Annotated in this window: 19 protein-coding genes and 1 pseudogene; 15 read left to right on the top strand and 5 right to left on the bottom strand. The window is 64.0% G+C overall.

Going from position 1 to position 18,979, the window contains the following annotated elements; all coding sequences use genetic code 11:
- Window positions 1–26 precede the first annotated feature (26 nt).
- On the bottom strand, window positions 27–1,070 hold the full coding sequence (locus ACN9M3_RS30405) for a LacI family DNA-binding transcriptional regulator (RefSeq protein WP_426165949.1): 1,044 nt from the start codon (window positions 1,068–1,070) through the stop codon (window positions 27–29).
- Window positions 1,071–1,122: 52 nt separating this feature from the next.
- On the opposite strand from ACN9M3_RS30405, the gene ACN9M3_RS30400 reads away from it, so the two are divergent.
- The 6 genes from ACN9M3_RS30400 (at window position 1,123) to ACN9M3_RS30375 (ending at window position 6,517) form a co-directional block, all read left to right on the top strand.
- Complete coding sequence (locus ACN9M3_RS30400; RefSeq protein ID WP_426319587.1) at window positions 1,123–1,815, top strand: helix-turn-helix transcriptional regulator; 693 nt, start codon at window positions 1,123–1,125, stop codon at window positions 1,813–1,815.
- A 65-nt stretch (window positions 1,816–1,880) separates the two neighbouring features.
- Window positions 1,881–2,504, top strand: coding sequence for a glutathione S-transferase family protein (locus tag ACN9M3_RS30395; protein ID WP_426165944.1), 624 nt, complete (start codon window positions 1,881–1,883; stop codon window positions 2,502–2,504).
- A gap of 130 nt (window positions 2,505–2,634) precedes the next feature.
- Window positions 2,635–3,483 carry a haloalkane dehalogenase gene (locus tag ACN9M3_RS30390; RefSeq protein WP_426319586.1) on the top strand — a complete coding sequence of 283 codons (849 nt, stop codon included), beginning with the start codon at window positions 2,635–2,637 and terminating at the stop codon, window positions 3,481–3,483.
- A 175-nt stretch (window positions 3,484–3,658) separates the two neighbouring features.
- Complete coding sequence (locus ACN9M3_RS30385) at window positions 3,659–4,363, top strand: methyltransferase (protein WP_426165939.1); 705 nt, start codon at window positions 3,659–3,661, stop codon at window positions 4,361–4,363.
- Window positions 4,347–5,591, top strand: coding sequence for a hypothetical protein (locus ACN9M3_RS30380; RefSeq protein WP_426165936.1), 1,245 nt, complete (start codon window positions 4,347–4,349; stop codon window positions 5,589–5,591). The genes ACN9M3_RS30385 and ACN9M3_RS30380 overlap by 17 nt, the downstream gene beginning before the upstream one ends.
- Window positions 5,588–6,517, top strand: a complete 930-nt coding sequence (locus tag ACN9M3_RS30375; protein WP_426165933.1) for an arginase family protein — start codon at window positions 5,588–5,590, stop codon at window positions 6,515–6,517. Before ACN9M3_RS30380 ends, ACN9M3_RS30375 begins: the two co-directional genes overlap by 4 nt.
- Here the strand turns inward: ACN9M3_RS30375 and cysC are convergent.
- Window positions 6,469–6,945: pseudogene (cysC, locus tag ACN9M3_RS30370) on the bottom strand (adenylyl-sulfate kinase); the annotation flags it as partial. The gene ACN9M3_RS30375 and the pseudogene cysC overlap by 49 nt on opposite strands.
- A gap of 72 nt (window positions 6,946–7,017) precedes the next feature.
- Between cysC and ACN9M3_RS30365 the strand changes: the two are divergent.
- Together ACN9M3_RS30365 and ACN9M3_RS30360 are read left to right on the top strand one after the other, a co-directional pair.
- On the top strand, window positions 7,018–8,379 hold the full coding sequence (locus ACN9M3_RS30365; protein WP_426319585.1) for an FAD/NAD(P)-binding protein: 1,362 nt from the start codon (window positions 7,018–7,020) through the stop codon (window positions 8,377–8,379).
- A gap of 34 nt (window positions 8,380–8,413) precedes the next feature.
- Window positions 8,414–8,824, top strand: a complete 411-nt coding sequence (locus ACN9M3_RS30360) for a DUF4019 domain-containing protein (RefSeq protein ID WP_426165928.1) — start codon at window positions 8,414–8,416, stop codon at window positions 8,822–8,824.
- Between the two features lie 31 nt (window positions 8,825–8,855).
- Here ACN9M3_RS30360 and ACN9M3_RS30355 read toward each other — a convergent pair whose 3' ends face one another.
- The 3 genes from ACN9M3_RS30355 to ACN9M3_RS30345 all read right to left on the bottom strand — a co-directional run bounded on the left by ACN9M3_RS30355 (window position 8,856) and on the right by ACN9M3_RS30345 (window position 10,508).
- Window positions 8,856–9,692, bottom strand: a complete 837-nt coding sequence (locus ACN9M3_RS30355) for an HDOD domain-containing protein (protein ID WP_426165925.1) — start codon at window positions 9,690–9,692, stop codon at window positions 8,856–8,858.
- An 81-nt stretch (window positions 9,693–9,773) separates the two neighbouring features.
- Window positions 9,774–10,058 (bottom strand): hypothetical protein, encoded by a 285-nt coding sequence (locus ACN9M3_RS30350; RefSeq protein ID WP_130309964.1) that lies wholly within the window; start codon window positions 10,056–10,058, stop codon window positions 9,774–9,776.
- Between the two features lie 12 nt (window positions 10,059–10,070).
- Window positions 10,071–10,508, bottom strand: a complete 438-nt coding sequence (locus ACN9M3_RS30345) for a MarR family winged helix-turn-helix transcriptional regulator (protein WP_426165921.1) — start codon at window positions 10,506–10,508, stop codon at window positions 10,071–10,073.
- An 80-nt stretch (window positions 10,509–10,588) separates the two neighbouring features.
- Here ACN9M3_RS30345 and ACN9M3_RS30340 point away from each other — a divergent pair, with 80 nt between their 5' ends.
- The 7 genes from ACN9M3_RS30340 (at window position 10,589) to astB (ending at window position 18,907) form a co-directional block, all read left to right on the top strand.
- A complete protein-coding gene (locus tag ACN9M3_RS30340) occupies window positions 10,589–11,506 on the top strand; it encodes a DMT family transporter (RefSeq protein WP_426165918.1) in 918 nt (305 codons plus the stop codon).
- Window positions 11,507–11,509: 3 nt separating this feature from the next.
- Window positions 11,510–12,454 (top strand): GlxA family transcriptional regulator, encoded by a 945-nt coding sequence (locus tag ACN9M3_RS30335; RefSeq protein ID WP_426165916.1) that lies wholly within the window; start codon window positions 11,510–11,512, stop codon window positions 12,452–12,454.
- Window positions 12,455–12,639: 185 nt separating this feature from the next.
- Window positions 12,640–13,881, top strand: coding sequence for an acetylornithine/succinylornithine family transaminase (gene astC / locus ACN9M3_RS30330; protein WP_426319584.1), 1,242 nt, complete (start codon window positions 12,640–12,642; stop codon window positions 13,879–13,881).
- Between the two features lie 116 nt (window positions 13,882–13,997).
- Window positions 13,998–15,029: an arginine N-succinyltransferase gene (locus tag ACN9M3_RS30325; protein WP_426165912.1), complete on the top strand. Its 1,032-nt coding sequence runs from the start codon at window positions 13,998–14,000 to the stop codon at window positions 15,027–15,029.
- 14 nt (window positions 15,030–15,043) lie between these two features.
- Entirely contained in the window at window positions 15,044–16,096 is a 1,053-nt protein-coding gene (astA, locus tag ACN9M3_RS30320; protein ID WP_426165910.1) for an arginine N-succinyltransferase, read from the top strand.
- Entirely contained in the window at window positions 16,089–17,558 is a 1,470-nt protein-coding gene (gene astD / locus ACN9M3_RS30315) for a succinylglutamate-semialdehyde dehydrogenase (protein WP_426319583.1), read from the top strand. Before astA ends, astD begins: the two co-directional genes overlap by 8 nt.
- An 8-nt stretch (window positions 17,559–17,566) precedes the next feature.
- Window positions 17,567–18,907, top strand: coding sequence for an N-succinylarginine dihydrolase (gene astB, locus ACN9M3_RS30310; RefSeq protein WP_426319582.1), 1,341 nt, complete (start codon window positions 17,567–17,569; stop codon window positions 18,905–18,907).
- Window positions 18,908–18,979: the final 72 nt, after the last annotated feature.

Below are 18,979 nucleotides of genomic sequence, written 5' to 3'. Positions count from 1 at the left end.
TGCTTTTTTTATTTGCACTGATGTCGTTATGCGCTCTCGCGTGCCATCAGCGTGAAGCCAAGGTCGATGCGGCGCGCCGGCACGTCGTTGCCGCGGATGGTCGCCAGCAGCAGGTTGGCGGCCTCAAAACCCGTCTGGTAGCGCGGCGTGCCGACCGTGGTGACCGAAGGCTTCATCCAGGCAGAAGCCGGCAGGTCGTTGAAGCCGCAGATCGCCAGCTGCTCCGGCACCTTGATGCCGCGCCGCTGGCACTGGAAGATGGCGCCGTGCGCCAGGTCGTCGTTGCAGCAGAAGATCGCGTCCAGGCCCGGCATATTGGCCAGCATGCGGCCCAGCAGCTCAGCGCCCAGGGCGATGGTGGACGGGTCCGGGCACATCAGCTCCAGCATCGGGTCGGCCAGGCCGGCTTCCTCCATGGCCTTGCGGTAGCCATCGCCGCGCTTCAGGGTACGTTCGTCGAGCTGGGCGGCCATGTAGCCGATGCGCTTGCGGCCCTTCTCGATCAGGTAGCGCGTGATGGTGTAGCCGGCATCCTCCTGCGAGAAGCCGACCGACATTGCGCCCGGTTCCGAGGACAGGTCCATCATCGACACCACAGGCACGCGCGAAGTGGCCAGCATCTGCTGCACGCGCGGGCTGTGCGTCAGTCCGCACAGCAGGATACCGTCCGGGTTCGACTGCATATAAGTCGCCAGCAGCTTCTCTTCTTCCGCATCCGAATAGCGCGTGTTACCGATCAGGATCTGATAGTTGCACGGGTCAAGCGCATCCTGCACGCCCGCCAGCACCGCGGTGAACACCGTGTTTGCCAGCGATGGCACCAGCACCACGATGACCCTCGACTGCGCCGAGGCCAGGGCGCGTGCTGCGCGGTTCGGAACATAGCCGAGATCTTGCACCGCCTTCTCCACGCGCTCGCGCAGGACAGAGGACACCAGCTCCGGTTGATTGATGGCGCGCGACGCCGTCATGGGGGCGACGCCGGCGAGGGCGGCGACATCCGACAGGGTGACTTTGCCGAGTGCGCGGCTTTTGGTGGCAGGGTTCTTGGTAGGGAGGTTCTTGCTCATTCCCAGATTATAACTATGTTAAGCTGCACGCCTCGTAAAATGGGGAGCAGCAATGAGCCGTACCGGCCGCCTGTTCCAGCTCATGGATGCCATGCGCGGCAGCCGCCGTCCGGTGACTGCGGCCGCACTGGCGGAAAAGCTGGGTGTATCCGAACGCACGATTTACCGCGACATGCAAACCCTGGCCGAACTCGGCGCGCCGGTGGAAGGCTCGGCCGGCCTTGGCTATCTGCTGCGCAGCGGCTTCTTCCTGCCGCCGCTGATGTTCGACACGGACGAACTGGAAGCGCTGGTGCTGGGCGCGCGCTGGGTGCGCCGCCAGGGCGACCCGGCGCTGGCGCAAGCCGCAGCCAACGCGCTGGCCAAGATCGCCACCGCCACGCCGAAAGACCTGCGCGACGACATGGCCGACACCAGCCTGTGGGTGCCGCTGATGCGCGACACGCCGGAGCACGATGAATTCGTGCAGCCCGCGCGCGAAGCAATCCGTCGCCATCACAAGATGCGCATCCAATACAAGGACGAAAACGGTGCTTCGTCCGAGCGCACGGTGTGGCCATTTGCGCTGGCTTTTTTCGAAGGACGCCGCATCCTTGCCGCCTGGTGCGAGATGCGCAAGGCCAACCGCCACTTCCGCATCGACCGCATCGCGCACGCCGAAGCACTTGCAGAACGCTACCCTGCACCGCGCCACGAATTGCTCAAAGTCTGGCGCGAAGAAAACGCGATTAAGGACGACTCCTGACAGGAACTGTCAGGGGACCTTGGTTACGATAGGCGCATTCGATCAAACCACCAAGGAGATTAGCGATGCGCCTCTATCACAACCCACTGTCCTCCAACGCCCGCCGTGTATTGCTGGCGGCTAGCCAGCTCGGCATCAAGCTGGAGGAAGTCTTCATCGACCTGGCCAGCGAAGCCGACCGCAAGCGCCTGAGCGAGGTGAACATCTGCGGCAAAGTGCCGGTGCTGGAAGACGATGGCTTCCTGCTGTGGGAATCCTGCGCCATCATGCAGTACCTGGCTGACAAGGCCGGCGCCAACGACGTCTATCCGCGCGACCTGAAAGAGCGCGCCGACGTCAACCGCTGGATGTTCTTCGCCGCCCAGCACTTTGCACCGGCGATTGGCATCCTGACCTGGGAGTACCTGTGGAAGAAGTTCGTCACCGGCCAGGACCCTGATCCGGTCGAGATCAAGAAAGGCGAAACCTTCGTGCACCAGCACGCGGCAGTGCTCGACAAGCACCTGGCCACACGCCAGTGGCTGAGCGGCGGCAAGCTCACGCTGGCCGACTTCGCCGTTGCAGCGCCCATGATGTATGTGAGCCGCGCCAAAATTCCAGTCGAGCAATACCAGCATTTGCTGGCCTGGTTCGAACGGGTGCAGCAACTGCCTGCATGGCAGCAGACCGAGACCCCATGGCCTTTTTAAGGCTTGTGTGAGTTGACGCACAGAGTGCGGCCAGTCCCGAACATAAGATGGAACCGTCTCTTTCAGGACATCCCTAGTTTTGGACTTGGCCCACTCTTTGGAGTGGGCATTTTTTTCTGAGAGAGACCTCATGCAGAACCTCCCCGTACTGAATTCCACCATCGCTTATCGCGAGCTCGGCAAACGCAGCCAGCACGCCGTGATCTTCTTGCACGGCAACCCGACGCACTCCTTCATCTGGCGCGACATCATGCCGCACGTGGCCGTCAAAGCCTGGTGCCTGGCGCCCGACCTGATCGGCTTCGGCGCTTCCGGCAAGCCCGATATCGCCTACACCTTCCTCGAACACGCGGCCTACCTCGAGGCCTTCCTGCAGCAGATGGAGATCGAGGAGTTCACGCTGGTCGGCCAGGACTGGGGCGGCGCGCTGGCCATCCACCTGGCGGCGCGCTACCCGGCCAAGGTACGCGGCGTGGCCCTGATGGAGTTCGTGCGTCCCAGCCCGACATGGGAAGACTTCCACCCGCTCGAACAGGCGCGCGAGCGCTTCAAGCTGATGCGCGCACCGGGCAGCGGCGAAGAGTTCGTGCTGCAGCAGAACCTCTTCATCGAGCAGATGCTGCCGAAAGGCGCGCTGCGCCCGCTGACGGCGGAAGAGATGGATGCCTACCGCGCGCCATTCCCGACGCCCGCATCGCGCAAGCCGATGCTGGCTTTCCCGCGCATGATGCCGATTGCCGGGGAGCCGGCCGATGTGTACCAGCTGATCGAACGCAACGAAGCAATCATGGCCACGGCTCAATATCCGAAGCTGATCCTGTTCAGCCCGAACGGCGTGCTGACGCCACGTCCGGTCGCCGAGCGCTACGCCGAGAAGTTTGCAAACTGCAAGCTGGTTGAACTCGGCGAAGGCACGCACAACATCCAGGAAGACCACTCCGAAGCCATCGGCCGCGCCATCGCCGCGTGGCTGCCTTGATGAAAGTCGGGGTCAGGTCTGGCAATCCGCCAAAATGGCGGATTGCCAGACCTGACCCCGACTTTCAAACCGGGAGCAATGTAAGGTTCCAACAGTTCGCGCGCACGGGTTCATCCGTGCTTGCCCTTGCCTGGCAGACTCGATAGCATGGCAAGCATCAGACAAGGGGACAGGTATGCGAACATCTGCACTTCCCACGCCAGAACAAGTCGACCGCTGGCAAGCCACGCGTCAAAAGGCCTTCAAGGCTGTACCGGAGGGCGGGCGCACCATCACTTATCTTGGCAAGAAATTCCACGTCTATCCGAATACTTTCTGGCCCTTCCTCGATAGCCAGCCGCTGGTGCGCAATTTCCGCATCAAGCCGGGGGAGAGCGTACTCGATGTGGGCACCGGCTCGGGCGTGATTGCGATCTTCGCCTGCTACCAGGGCGCGTCGCGCGTGCTGGCGCTGGACGTCAATCCGGCTGCCATCCGAAGCGCGCGCCACAACCTGAAGGCGCACGGATTCGAGGGGGTGATGGAGGTGCGCCGTTCCGACCTGTTCGAGAATGTGGGCGATGAACAGTTCGACGTCATCACCGCCAACCTGCCGTTCCGCGACAAGCCGGCGCCCGACGTGGTGGCGCGCTCGCAGTGGGATACCGATTTCCGCACCAATACCCAGTTCTTCGAGCAGGCGGCGCGCTACCTGAAGCCGGGCGGGCGCATCTACTTCGCGCACTCGAATTTCGGCGCGGTGGACGAGGTGCGGCGGCTGGCGAAACAGGCCGGCTTCAGCATCCGGCTGATGGCGCGCAGCGCGGCCGAACGCGACCAGGAGCGCCAGTTCTTTGCTTTCCTGATCAAGCCGGTGGCAGGGCATGGACGGGCTGATTGACACCATCCGCCAGTTGCGGGCAGTGCCGCATGCGCCTTGGCGTGCGCAGGTAAGGCGTGTCGCCGTCATCCTCACCAGTTCGCGTTCCGGGTCGACGCTGTTCAAGGCGGTGCTGGCGCGCCATCCCGGCATCGCCAGCCTTGACGGCGAAGCGGAGCCCTTCCTTGCCTTGAGCGGCGACGGCTTCGGCTACGATCCAGCATGCACCAGCGATGCCATCGCACGCCTGCGCAATCCCGATGCGCTGGCCGACGAGATCTTCGACAGCCTGACCGTGCCCGAAGGCGGCATGGCGCCGTTGCCGGAGTTGAAAGCGCGCTGGCGCAAGCGCCTGCTGCTGCAGTTCCCTGCGCTGTTCGCGCAACCGCTGGCCTTTGCCCAGATGGAGCGTGCCCTCGACGAGGCGCTGCTGCCCAGCCAGGGCACCGACGCGCCCGGCGAGCACGAATTGCAGCATGCCGTGCTGGGCGCCGTGTTCTGGCGCGAACCGTGGCGGCGCGATTACTACGACGGCGGTCGCGGACCGGGCGAACGGCGGCCATTCAACGAGGCCGCCAAGATCGAAGAGCCGCCCTTTGTTTCGCCCGCCATGCGTGCCCGGCATTTCACCGAAGATGATGCCGCCAGCAAGGTATTGCTGTTCAAGACCCCTTCCGACGCTTATCGCCACGGCTTCTATGAACAACTGTTCCCGCATGCGCAGGTGCGCTATGTGCACCTGGTCCGCAGCGTTGCCGCCTGCGTCAACGGCTTGATCGACGGCTGGCTGTCGCCGCTCGGCTTCCATGCGCACGACATGCAAAAGCACGGCGTGACGCTGGCCATCCACGGCTATTCCGAACAGTGCGAGGGCGGCCAGCGCTGGTGGAAATTCGACCTGCCGCCGAACTGGCGCAGTTTTATCAATGCGCCGCTGGAGGAGGTGTGCCTGAACCAGTGGCTGTCCTGCCACCGCCATATTGTCGATAGCGGCGTGGCGGCGCTGCCGGTGCGCTTCGAATCCTTCCTGTCCGACCCTGCGGGCGTGCTGGAGCGGACTTGCGAATGGCTTGGCCTGCCTCCGATGCCGCAGCCGCCCGAGCTGCCGGTGACGATGGCGACCGAAGCCCCCGCGCCCGGCCGCTGGCGCAAGCGCAGCAGCCAGTTGCTGCCTTTGGCGCGGCGCGCGGAAGTGGCCGACATGATGCACGCGCTGGGCTACGGCGCGGCGCCGGAGCAGTGGCAATGATCCGCCGCCTGCTGGTGCCTTACTTGATGGGCAAGCGGCGCGACGGCCTGCAGCGCGTGCAGTTGCTCGACTCGCAGCCCTGGGCTGTGCTGCAGTCGCCGCAATCGACGGCCACCGAACTGGTGGACAAGGATGAACAGATGCGCAGCATGGGCCGCGTGTATGCCGTGCTGGCCGAACAGGTCGCCGCGGCGGCCGCGGCCGGCGACCTGCCGGTCAGCATTTCCGGCGACTGCGTCTCGACCATGGGCGTGATGGCAGGCTTGCAGCGTGCCGGCCGCGAACCGCAACGCATGCTGTGGCTGGACGCGCACGGCGACTTCCACACCTGGGCCACCACGCACACCCAATACCTGGGCGGCATGCCGCTGGCCATGCTGGTCGGCCGCCAGGACCGGCGCCAGAACCGTCGCGACAGCATCACCGCGTTGCGCGAAGCGGTGGGCATGCGTCCCTACCCGGAAGAGCTGGTGCTGCTGTCCGATGCGCGCGACCTTGACCCTGGCGAAGACGTGGCATTGGAGCGATCGACGATCGTGCGTTGCACCCTGGACCAGGTGCTGGGCAAGCTGTCGACGCACGAGACCCTCTACGTGCATTTCGATACCGACGTGCTGGACGAAGCCCAGCGCATGCCAGCGCTCAAATACCATGTACCGGCGGGACCGCGCGTGGAAGAGATGGCGGAGCTGTTCCGCAGCCTGCGCGACTACCCCTTGGTGGCCGTGTCGGTATCGGCCTGGCACGCGGAACTGGACGCGGGCGACCAGGCTGCCCGCATCTGCCTGGAGCTGCTGGACGAGCTGCTGCCCGGCGCGCGCAGCACGCCGCGCGAGCGCAACCCGGCCAGTACCAGCTCGACGCAATCGGCCAGGGGCGCGCGCGCGGTATCGAGCGACAGTTCGGGCGCCAGCGGCGCTTCGTAAGGGGCGGACACGCCGGTGAACTGTTTCACCTCTCCGGCTCGTGCGCGGCGGTACAGTCCTTTGACATCGCGCTGTTCGCAGACTTCCAGCGGGCATTTGCACCATGCTTCGATGAAGTCGTCTCCGGCCTGCATGGCGCGCACGCGGGCGCGGTCGGCGCGCAGCGGCGAAATGAAGGCCGCCAGCACGATGATGCCGGATTCGGCGAACAGGCGGGCGGTTTCGCCGGCTCGGCGCAGGTTCTCGCTGCGGTCTTCGGGAGAAAAGCCAAGGTCGGCGCACAAGCCCTGGCGCAGGCTGTCGCCATCCAGCAGCACGACCTGGCAGCCGGCATGGAACAGGCGCTGTTCGACGGCGCGGGCCAGTGTTGTCTTGCCGGCGCCGGACAGGCCGGTGAACCAGACTACCGCGCCGCGATGGCCATGCATTTCTTCGCGCTCGCGGCGCGATATGATCAAGGAGTCCATGATGCGACTATATACGCGATGCAGGAGGGCAGCATGCGCACCGTGCTGATCGTAGGTGCAGGCTTTTCCGGTGTAGCGTGCGCGATACAGATGCTGCGCCTCGCGGGACGCCAGCCTTTGCGCCTGCTGTTGTTGAACCGCAGCGGACGGCTGGCGCGCGGCATGGCATACGGGACGCAAAGCCAGCAGCATTTGCTCAACGTGGTGGCGGCAAAAATGAGCGTGCTGCCCGATGATCCGGAACACTTCCTGCGCTATGCGGCGCTGCGCGACAGCCGCGTGACCGGGAGTTCCTACGTCGCCCGCAGCGTGTACGGCGACTATCTGGAATGGGCACTGCGCCAGGCGCAAGACCAGGCGCCACGCCACGCCAGCCTCGATTGCATCAGCGGCAGCGTATGCCGCTTGCAAACCGAAACTGGCGGCAGGCTGGAAGCGATGCTGGAAGACGGCCGCCGGATCGAGGCGGACCGGGTGGTGCTGGCCTTCGGACACCTTCCCGCGCCACCGCCGGAAATGGCGCACGGCACGCTGGCCGACAGTGCGCATTACGTGCCGGATCCATGGCGCGCAGACCTGTTGTCCACCGTTGGCGTTCACGACCCGGTGCTGCTGCTGGGCAGCGGCCTGACGGCGGTCGATATCGCGCTGCAGCTCCTGCGCCGCAATCCCTCGCAGTGCGTGCATGCGCTGTCGCGCCATGGCCTGCTGCCGCAGCCCAGCAAGCCGCCTTGCGGCCACCTGGCAGGCAGCCCTCTGCTGCGCGACGAAGCGCCAACCGTTCGCGCGGCCTTGCATGCTTTCATGCGGCAGGTGGAACGCCTTGAAGCGGCGGGCCTGGACTGGCACGATGCGCTGGCAGCCTTGCGCCACCAGTCCGCGGGCATCTGGCAAGCCTGGCCCGCGGTCGAGCGGCGCCGCTTCCTGCGCCATGTGCGGCCGTATTGGGACGTGCACCGGCACCAGTTGCCGCCAATGGTGCAGCAGGAGTTGGCGGCGGCGCTGGAGCGCGGCGCGCTGCGCGTGTCGGCAGGACGCGTCATGGGCATCCGCGACGAGGCGGAACTGGCGGTCCTGGCGGTGCAGCCGCGCGGCAGCGAAGCAGTCGTCGAACTGCGCGCCGCCCGCATCATCAACTGTACCGGCAGCTGCGCCAGCCCGCGCCGCGCATCGATGCCTCTGGTGCGACAGCTCCTGGCCGATGGCCTGATGCAGGCCGACGCGCTGGGACTCGGCGTGGAAACCGGCGCCGGCTGCACCGTGCTTGGCGCAGACGGCAAACCGACGCCAGGCCTGTATTACATCGGCCCCTGGCTGCGGGCCGGCTACTGGGAGGCGACTGCGGTGCCTGAACTGCGTCAATTCGCCGCCACGATCGCCCGCGCCTGCATGTAAAATTGGCAATCCTCAACAGTGTTGGAGAACGACGATGCGCGCGGTTTTGCTGATTGCTGGTTTATTGCTGTCTGGCGCCGTGTTTGCGCAAGATGCACCGTCAGGCGATTCCGCCAAAACCGCCGCCAGCGAATGGCTGGCGCTGACCGATGCCGGCAGCTACGGTGCGAGCTGGGACAAGGCAGCCCCGGCATTCAAAGGCGCGATCAGCAAGCCGGGCTGGGAGCAGGCGCTGCGCAATGTGCGCATGCCCTTGGGAACAGTAAAGTCGCGCCGCCTGGCCAGTGCCCAGTTCACGCACAGCTTGCCGGGCGCCCCGGCAGGCGACTACTTCGTCCTGCAGTTCGCCACCCAATTCGAGAACAAGGCCAGCGCCGTGGAAACCGTGACCCCGATGAAAGGGCCGGACGGCAACTGGCGCGTCTCCGGTTACTTTATAAAATAAATGGGGACGTACCCCTTTTAAGGGGTACGTCTCAGTGAAGCAGGGCGGAGGTAAGGGATTTCACTTCTTCCGCCGACTCTTCCATGATGCTGGCCAGCGTGCCGTCGCCGACGGCGAAGTCGATGGTGCTGGCGGCTGCCACCGAGGTTGCACCCGGGCGGGCGTGCAGCGGCGAGGCGATCGGGGACAAGTCGTTGGCCAACAGCAGCGTGTCGCCCAGGTTTTCGGGCGGCAGGGCGCGCATGCCTTCCCACATGGCTTCCACGGCCTTCATCACGTTCTCGGGAATCATCAGCTTTTGCAGGACGCCGCGGCCGATCGGCACTTCGCCGTAGGTGGTCCATTCTTCCGGATCGCCTTCCATCGCTTCCGGATAGGCTTCGGCTTGCGACAGCATGTAGAAGCCGCCCACCTCGTGCACGATGCCGGCAAACATGGCGGTATCGGGATCGACGTGGGACACGCGCCGCGCAATCACCTGCGCCAGCGCCGCCACGTGGGCGGTGTGCTCCCACAGCTGGTTGGCCTTGGCCTTGAGCAGGGGATTGCGGATCTTGGTGCCGAGCTGGCGCACGATCACCGAGGTTACCAGCGACTGCAGGGTGCGCACCCCAAGGCGCTGCACAGCCGTCTTCACGCTGGAAATCTCCATGCCGGAGCGGTTGTAGGCCACCGAGTTGGCAATGGCCACCGTGCGGGCCGCCAGCAGCGGGTCGGCCTGCACCAGCTTGGCTGCCAGGTCGATATGGCAATTGTCATCGTTCAGCGCGCGCTGAAGCTTGATCGACGCGTCGATATTGGTGGGGAATGTAAGCTCACCGCGGCCGGCTTGGGCTGCAATTGCTTTGAAGGCTTCCAGTCTGTCCATGCGAAAATTATATGCAGAAATTGCCCTTTGGAACTAGGACAGGGTGGTTATTTTGATGAAAAAACCGGCTATACGCCCAGCTTAGCCTTCGCCGAAGATGGCGTCGCACCCTTCCACGGTGCCTTCGACATCCCCCAGTTCGTCGACCAGTTCCAGGTCTTCGAGTTCTTCCACTGCATTGGTAAAGCTGTTGTGCTTGGTGGCGCCGATCAGGCGGTAGATCTCGCCGTCTTCATTGCGGATGCCAATCAGTAGTTTTTCCTTGCGCACCAGGTCGGCACTGGTGTTTTCCAGCAGCAGGTTGCCGGTGATTTGCTTGTCGAATTTGGCTGGCTTGATGCCGTCCAGCAGGGTGGTCTTTAACATTCTTCTCGTTCTTTATAGTGGTGTACCGGCACTGATTGTGGCCTTCAGCCCGGCCAGGGTGCGTTCCAGGGCGTCATAATCGGCGTCGCTATAGTCCGAAAACAACTGTACGCCTTTAGCGACGATAACAGGAAACACTTCGGCAAAGAGCTGCTCGCCCGCCGGGGTCAGGCGCACGAAAAAGGAGCGCTTGTCGTCGGCATTGCGTTCCCGTTCGACCAGGCCCTTCTGTTCCAGGCGTTCGATGACGCCGGTCAGGGTGCCCTTGGTGATCAGGGTGCGTTCGCCCAGCTCCTTGTAGCTCATGCCTGGGGTGTTGCCCAGTGTGGCAATGATATCGAATTGCGCGTGGGTGAGGCCAAGTTGGCGAACGTGTTCGCCGGACCACCTCTCAAACCCTTGCATGCATTCGGCCAGCAGCCGGATGCTTTTCAAATATCGTTCGCCCATGACACCGGATTATAGCGCCCGCCAGCCTCGGCCTCCATCGGTTACTATATGCAAACTCATAACAAGATGTACTAAACGCCATGCCCCTGCACGCACGCGGTATCCTTGCCCTGCTGGTGGTGACCATTGTCTGGGGCACCACCTTCCCGGCCATGAAGGATATGACCGACAACCTGTCGGCCAACTGGATCGTGTTGTCGCGCTTCGCGATTGCCGGTGTGCTGTTGTCCCCCTTCCTGCTGCGCGCCAAATGGCGTGACCTGCACTATGGCTTCCTGGCCGGCGTGCTGCTGTTCTTCTGTTACCTGACCCAGGTCGAAGGCCTGAGCCTGACTTCTTCCAACCGCAACGCCTTCATTTGCGGCCTGAACGTGCTGGTGGTGCCGCTGCTGGGTATTGCCATGGGCAAGTGGCCGGACAAGCGCATCGTGCTGGCCCTGGTCCTGGCGGTGGGCGGCCTGTTCGCCCTCTGCTGGGAGGGCAGCTTCAGCTGGAGCCGCGGCGACTCGCTGGCACTGGCGGCGGCCTTCCTGTTCGGCCTCTACATCAAGGTCATGGAGCAGTTCTCGCGCAAGGTGGACCGCCTGATGACGCTCACCGTGGCCCAGATCTGGACCGTGGCCCTGTTTGCCGGGCTGTGGATACTGCTGCGTGAAGTGCCGCGCGGGGTGATCGACGTGCCGCATGATGCGCAGGACTACTACACCTACATCTGGCAAGGCCTGGCGACCTATAAATGGAACCTGGCCTATCTTGGCGTGATCGCCACGGCGGCCATCATTTCCCTGCAAACGTGGGGGCAGAGCCACGCCACCGCCAACGAGGCAGCAGTGATCTATGCCTTCGAACCCGCCAGCGCTGCCATCTTCGGCTACTTCTGGCTGGGCGAGACGATGGGCGTGATGCAGCTGCTGGGGGCGGTACTGTTGATCTCCGGTATGATTGTCAGCCAATGGAATACCCCTGAGCGCCCGGCGTCGGCGCTTGTCCCTGAATAGAAGATGTCATTTGCCCAACTTAGTCGCCTGACCCGGGAGCAGCCGCTGCGCATGCTGCTGGTGAATGCAGGCGAACCGGACAGCCTGGCCTGGTCCGGATTGGCGCAGCCCTTGCGGCTGGCCCAGCGCCTTCTGAAGGGCGGCTTCCAGCTCGACGTGATGACGCCGTCCCAGCTGGCCGCTGCATCCGGCCTGGCCGGCGACTGGCAACTGGCCCTGCTGGTCGCGGACGAGGGGGCGGCTCGCCCGGCCGATGCCGAACTGCGCGCGGTGATCGAGTGTTGCCGCGAGGCGGAGTATTGGGGCGGGGTCGGCGCCGGCGTGTTGTGGCTGGCCCAGACTGGAGCGGCGGGCGGCGCACGCATCGCCCTGCCATGGGCGCTATATGCGGAAACCGAGGATGTCACCGAGCGCGCCATACTTACACCGAACTTGTTCGAGATCGATGGGCGGCTGATTTCCTGCTGCGGCGGGGCGGCTTCGCTCGACTTTTCCCTGACCCTGATCGAGGCGCTGTTCGGCGCCAATGTGCAGGCCGAGATCAAGGAAGCCTTATGCATCGACCGCGTGCGTTCGTCGGAAGAGCGGCAGCGGGTGGCCCTGCAGGCGCGTTTCGGGGCCCTGCAGCCCAAGCTGTCGGAGGCGGTGACCCTGATGGAGGCGAATATCGAAGAGCCGCTGTCGACAGACGATATCGCCGGTCTGGTGGGCTTGTCGCGGCGCCAGCTTGAGCGTTTGTTCAAGCAGTACCTGGGCTCGCTGCCCTCGCGCTACTACTTGGAGCTGCGCCTGCAACGGGCACGGCAATTACTTTTAGAAACAAATCATTCCATAGTGCAGGTCGGCCTGATGTGCGGATTCTCGTCGGGGTCGCACTTTTCGACCGCTTTTGGCACCTTATTTGGCAACACGCCACGCGAAGAGCGACAGCGCAAATTGCAAGGTTAAAGTCGGGGTCAGGTCTGGCAATCCGCCACTTTTTCCGCATTGCGGAAAAAGTGGCGGATTGCCAGACCTGACCCCGACTTTCAAGCTGCTTGGACAATTTTGAAAATCCTTGTCGCAGATTCAAAAGAGTTTTAGCATCCCCGCTTTTACAATGCAGTACACCTTACCATTGATGGGGATTTGCCATGAACGCCAAGCTTGACTCGACTGTTACCACCCGCCCTGTAACCCGCGCCACTTTTGACGAGGTAATCGTCCCGACTTACGCACCTGCCCAGATGGTGCCAGTGCGAGCAGCGGGCCTGGACCTGTGGGACCAGAACGGCAAGCATTACCTGGACTTCACCTCCGGCATCGCCGTCGCCTCCCTGGGCCACTGCAACCCGGTCGTGGTGGAAGCCCTGACCCGCCAAGCCAACACCCTGTGGCACCTGGGCAATGGCTACACCAATGAGCCGGTCCTGCGCCTGGCCCTGGCCCTGACCGAAGCCACCTTCGCCGACCGCGCCTTCTTCTGCAACTCCGGCGCCGAAGCCAACGAAGCGGCCCTGAAGCTGGCCCGTAAAGTCGCCCACGCCAAGTTCGGCGACAAGAAGCCGCGCATCGTGTCCTGCCTGAACTCCTTCCACGGCCGTACCCTGTTTACCGTGTCCGTCGGCGGCCAGGCCAAGTACACCGAAGGTTTCGAGCCGCTGCCGCCATCGATCGACCACATCCCTTACAACGATATCGAAGCGGCCAAGGCTGCCATCGGCGACGACGTGTGCGCCGTGATCGTTGAGCCGGTGCAGGGCGAGGGCGGCGTGATGCCGGGCAATCCAGAATACCTGAAGACCCTGCGCGAGCTGTGCGACAAGCACAACGCCGTGCTGATCTTCGACGAAGTGCAGTGCGGCATGGGCCGTACCGGTTCCCTGTTCGCTTACCAGGGCTACGGCGTTACCCCGGACATCCTGACCTCGGCCAAGGCGCTGGGCAACGGCTATCCGATCGGCGCCATGCTGACCACCGACGAACTGGCCAAGCACCTGGCGGTAGGCACCCACGGCACCACCTACGGCGGCAACCCGCTGGCTGCCACCGTGGCGCTGACCGTGCTGGAAACCATCAACCAGCCAGCCTTCCTGGCCCGCGTGAAAGAGGCTTCCGAGAAGCTGATCGGCAAGCTGGAAGGCCTGGTGCGCGATTTCCCTCAAGTGTTCTCGGCCGTACGCGGCGCTGGCCTGCTGCTGGGCCTGGTTGTGGCTGAGCCGTTCAAGGGTCGTTCCAAGGATATCCAGCGCGCTGCTGAAGCACAAGGCCTGATGATCCTGATCGCTGGTACCGACGTGGTGCGCCTGGCGCCGGCGCTGGTGGTGTCGGATGCGCAGATCGATGAGGCAGATCGCATTATTCGCCTGGCGGTTGCTGAGCTGACCAAGGACTGAAACCGGTAACCCGGTGTCTGACCCGCAGGGTCAGACACCCATAGTGTCAGACCCCGTGGGTCTGACACAGGTTTACCGGTTTTGCTGTTTTAGAGAAGAATAAAAGAGGAGCACCCATGTACGTAGTCCGTCCGGTAGAAACCGCCGACATCGCCGCCCTCGAATCACTGGCCGCGGTCAGCATGCCGGGTGTCCATACCCTGCCGAAGACGCGTGAAAAGATCGAGCAGGCAGTCGAGCGTTCCATCGCTTCCTTCTCCGCCCACGTCGACATCCCGAGCGAAGAGTCCTACATGTTCGTGATGGAGTCGCTGGCCGACAGGAAGATCGTCGGCACCGCCGCCATCCACGCCTCCGCAGGCTCGAACGGCACCTACTTCTCCTTCCGCAACGACGTTATCCAGCAAGTCTCGCGCGACCTGAACATCAGCCACAGCGTGCACGCCTTGACGCTGTGCTCCGAGCTGACCGCCTACTCGCAGCTGTCCGGCTTTTACGTCGACGCCAGCGTGGCGCAGCGTCCGGAAGCGGCCCTGCTGTCGCGTTCCCGCCTGCTGTACGCAGTGCAGGCGCCGCACCGTTTCGGCGACCGCTTTTTCGTGCCGCTGGCCGGCCTGACCGATGAAAACGGCGGCTCGCCATTCTGGGATGCGCTGGGCCGCAAGTTCTTCAAAATGGACTTCCTGGATGCCGAACGCGTGATCGGTGGCGCCCGCAACCGCACCCTGATCGTGGAGCTGATGCCGCACTACCCGGTCTACGTGCCGCTGCTGCCGGGCGATGCGCAAGCCGTGATGGGCCAGATCCATCCGAGCGGCGAACTGGCGTTCAATTTGCTGACTTCCGAAGGTTTCGAAGCCGACGAGTATATCGACATCTTTGACGGTGGTCCGATCCTGCAGGCGCACAAGCATGCGCTGCGTACCTTCACCACCTCGCTGCCGCGCCGCGTGGCCAGCGCCGAAGGCACGCAAGCCAGCGACGCGGTGGCGACTTACGCCGTGTCCACCGGCCCTGACCAGCGCTTCCGCGCGGTGACCATCAACTGCGCACCGCTGGAGAATACCGATACCGTCTGCCTGTCGAAGAACGCCCAGGACATCTTGCGCGTGGAAGAGGGCGACACCGTGACCTGCGTCCGCATTTAATAACGAGAAAACCTATGCTAGTTGTACGCGCCATTAAAGCGAGTGACCTGGACGGATTGTTCAACCTGGCCAGCCAGGTGGGCACCGGCATGACCACCCTCAAGCCGGACATGAAGATGATGGGCGACCGCGTCGCCGTGGCGGTGGCGTCCTTCGCCGAAACCATCCCGCCGGAAGAACGCGACTACATGTTCGTGATGGAAGACACCGATACCGGCCGCCTGGCCGGCGTGTGCGCCATCAAGGGCGCGGTCGGCCTGACCGAGCCTTTCTACAACTACCGCATCGGCACCCTGGTGCACTCCAGCCGCGAGCTGAACGTGTTCACCCGCATGGACACGCTGTACCTGTCCAACGACCTGACCGGCTGCTCCGAGCTGTGCTCCCTGTTCCTGCACCCGGACTACCGCCAGGGCAATAACGGCAAGCTGCTGTCCAAGAGCCGCTTCCTGTTCATCGCCCAGTTCCCGCACCTGTTCGAGCAGAAGATCATCGCCGAGATGCGCGGCTACCAGGCGGAAGACGGCAGCTCGCCTTTCTACGAAGGCCTGGGCCGCTACTTCTTCAAGATGGACTTCCACCATGTGGACGACCTGACCGCGCTGGGCAAGAAGTCCTTCATCGCCGAGCTGATGCCGCGCCAGCCGCTGTACGTCGACTACCTGCCGAAAGATGCGCAGGAAGCGATCGGCAAGGTTCACCAGGCTACCGCGCCGGCGCGCCGCCTGCTGGAGCAGGAAGGCCTGCACTACGAAGGCTATGTCGACATCTTCGACGCCGGCCCGGTGCTGCAAGCCCGCGTCTCCGAACTGCGCGCGATGCGCGACAGCGAACTGGCATCCGTCACGCGCGATACCGATACCGCGCATGCCTGCGCGCTGCACACCACCGAACCATACCTGGTGTCGAACACCGTCATGCAGGACTTCCGCATGATCCTGACCGACGCCAATCCATCCGACGGCGGCATTGACCTGTCGTCCGAAGAACAAGCGCTGCTGCATTGCCATGCCGGCGACACCGTGCGCACCCTGTCTCTCAACGTGAGGAAGAACCAGAATGTCTGAACTGAGCAATTTCATCAACGGCCAATGGAAAGCTGGCCACGGCGAGACCATCGTGACCACCAACCCGGCCACCGGCAAGCATATCTACTCGTCGAAAGAGTCGACTGCCGATGACGTGGCGGAAGCTGCGCATGCTGCGCGCGCCGCCTTTGAAGCCTGGGCCTACCGCCCGCTGGAAGAGCGCATCGCCATCGTCACCAAATTCCGCGACCTGCTGAAGGAAAACGCGGAAGACCTGGCGCAGACCATTTCCGAAGAAGTCGGCAAGCCGCTGTGGGAAGCGCGCACCGAAGTGACCACCATGGCCAACAAGGTGGACATCTCGATCACTTCCTACGGCAACCGCACCGGCGAATCGCGCAACAAGGTTGCCGATGGCGAAGCTGTGCTGCGCCACCGTCCGCACGGCGTGTTCGGCGTGTTCGGTCCTTACAACTTCCCGGGCCACCTGCCGAACGGCCACATCGTGCCTGCGCTGATCGCCGGTAACACCGTGGTGTTCAAGCCGAGCGAGTACGCACCGCGCACCGCCATCAAGACCGTCGCGCTGTGGGAAAAGGCCGGCGTGCCTGCGGGCGTGATCAACCTGGTCAACGGCGGCCGTGAAACCGGCATCGCGCTGGGCCAGAATGCGGAGATCGACGGCGTGCTGTTCACCGGCTCCAGCCAGACCGGCGCGGCGCTGCACAAGCAGTTCGGCGGCCAGCCGGGCAAGCTGCTGGCGCTGGAGATGGGCGGCAACAATCCTCTGATCGTTTGGAACCCGACGGACATCGATGCTGCCGTATTCATGGCGATTTCGTCTTCCTTCATCTCCGCCGGCCAGCGCTGCACCTGCGCGCGCCGCGTGATCGTGCAGAAGGGCGAGCAGGGCGATGCCTTCGTCAAGCGTTTCGTCGAAGTGGCGTCCAAGCTGGGCGTAGGCGCTCCGGCTGCCGAACCGGCGCCGTTCATGGGTCCTGTGGTTTCCGCTGCCGTGGCAGAAAAACTGGTGCAGGCACAGGCCGACATGGTGGCCAAGGGCGGCAAGATGCTGCTGGAAATGCGCCAGCTGGAACCGGGCACCGGCTTCGTTTCCGCCGGCATCGTGGACACCACCGACGCGCAAGGCATTCCTGACGAAGAATGGTTCGGTCCACTGGCGCAGATCATCCGCGTCGACGATTTCGACGCCGCGATCCGCGCCGCCAACAACACCGGCTACGGCCTGGCCGCGGCCCTGCTGTCGACCGACGAGTCGCTGTGGCAGAAGTTCCAGGTCCGCGCCCGCGCCGGCATCGTGAACTGGAACCGCCCGACCACCGGCGCGGCCAGCTCGGCGCCGTTCGGCGGCGTCGGCAAGTCCGGCAACCATCGTCCTAGCGCATACTATGCGGCGGACTACTGCGCCTACCCGGTCGCTTCGATCGAGAACGGCGCCCTTGAAATGCCTGCCAAGCTGTCGCCTGGCATGAACTTCTGAGGATGGCCATGCCTACTGCACGCGAATACAACTTCGACGGCCTGGTTGGCCCGTCGCACAACTACGCCGGCCTGTCGTTCGGTAACGTCGCCTCGTTCAACAACGTCAAGAGCGCGTCCAATCCGAAGCAGGCTGCCCTGCAGGGCCTGGCCAAAATGCGCGAGCTGGCCAGGCGCGGTTTCGCGCAGGCGCTGCTGCCGCCGCAGGACCGTCCGAATTTCCGCCTGCTGCGCAGCCTGGGCTACGCCGGCACCGATGCCGAAGTGATCGCACAGGCGTACAACGACTCGCCGGTGGTGCTGGCGTGCGCCTACTCGGCTTCGCCGATGTGGACTGCCAATGCCGCCACCGTCAGCCCGTCGGCCGACACGCGCGATGGCCGTGTGCACTTCACCGCTGCAAACCTGAACAACAAGCTGCACCGCGCGTTCGAGCACGTGCAGTCGGCTCGCGCCCTGCGCGCCATCTTCAAGGACGAGCGCTTCTTCGCCGTGCACGACGCACTGCCTGGTACTCCGGCCTTCGGTGATGAAGGCGCGGCCAACCATACCCGCCTGTGCGACCAGCATGGCAATCCGGCCGTCGAACTGTTCGTATATGGCCGCGTGGAGTTCGACCCGAGCGCGCCGGCGCCGAAGAAGTTCCCGGCCCGCCATACGCTGGAAGCATCGAAGGCCGTGGCCCGCCTGCACGGCCTCGATCCGGCGCGCTGCGTGTTCGTGCAGCAGAATCCTGACGTGATCGACCAGGGTGTGTTCCACAACGACGTGATCGCCGTGGGTAATGGCAATGTGCTGTTCTACCATGAGCAGGCTTTCGCAGACGAGCAGGGCGCGCTGGCTTCGATCCGCGCCGCCATGCAGGGCGTGGGCGCCGAGCTGGTGGCGATCCGCGTACCGACGGCCGAGGTGTCGGTGGCCGACGCGGTTTCTTCCTATCTGTTCAACACGCAGCTGCTGTCCAAGCCTGACGGCAAGATGGCCTTGGTCACGCCGCATGAGTGCCAGGAAATCCCGGCCGTGGCGGCCTTCCTGGAAAAGCTGGTCGCTTCCGGCGGCCCGGTCGATGAGCTGATCCACTTCGACCTGCGCCAGTCGATGCGCAACGGCGGTGGGCCGGCTTGCCTGCGCCTGCGCGTGGCGTTGACCGAGGCAGAGGCAGCGGCCATGCACCAGGGTGTGGTGATGACCGAAACGCTGTACCATAGCCTGGTCGCGTGGGTAGAGAAGCACTACCGCGACCATCTGGAACCGAAAGATTTGGCAGATCCGCAATTGGCTGTAGAAGTGCACACCGCATTGAAAGAGCTGGAACAGATCCTGGGCTTACCCGGCCTGTACGATCTGTAAAAACCGGTAAACCAGTGCCTGACCCGCAGGGTCAGGCACTTTCTGCGCAAAGGCCGTCGTGCAAACAGCGCC

Source organism: Pseudoduganella sp. R-43, assembly GCF_049913255.1.
Lineage (GTDB): Bacteria > Pseudomonadota > Gammaproteobacteria > Burkholderiales > Burkholderiaceae_D > Rugamonas.
The sequence above is the reverse complement of the archived record's forward strand: the minus strand, read 5'-3'. Positions and strand labels throughout refer to the sequence as shown.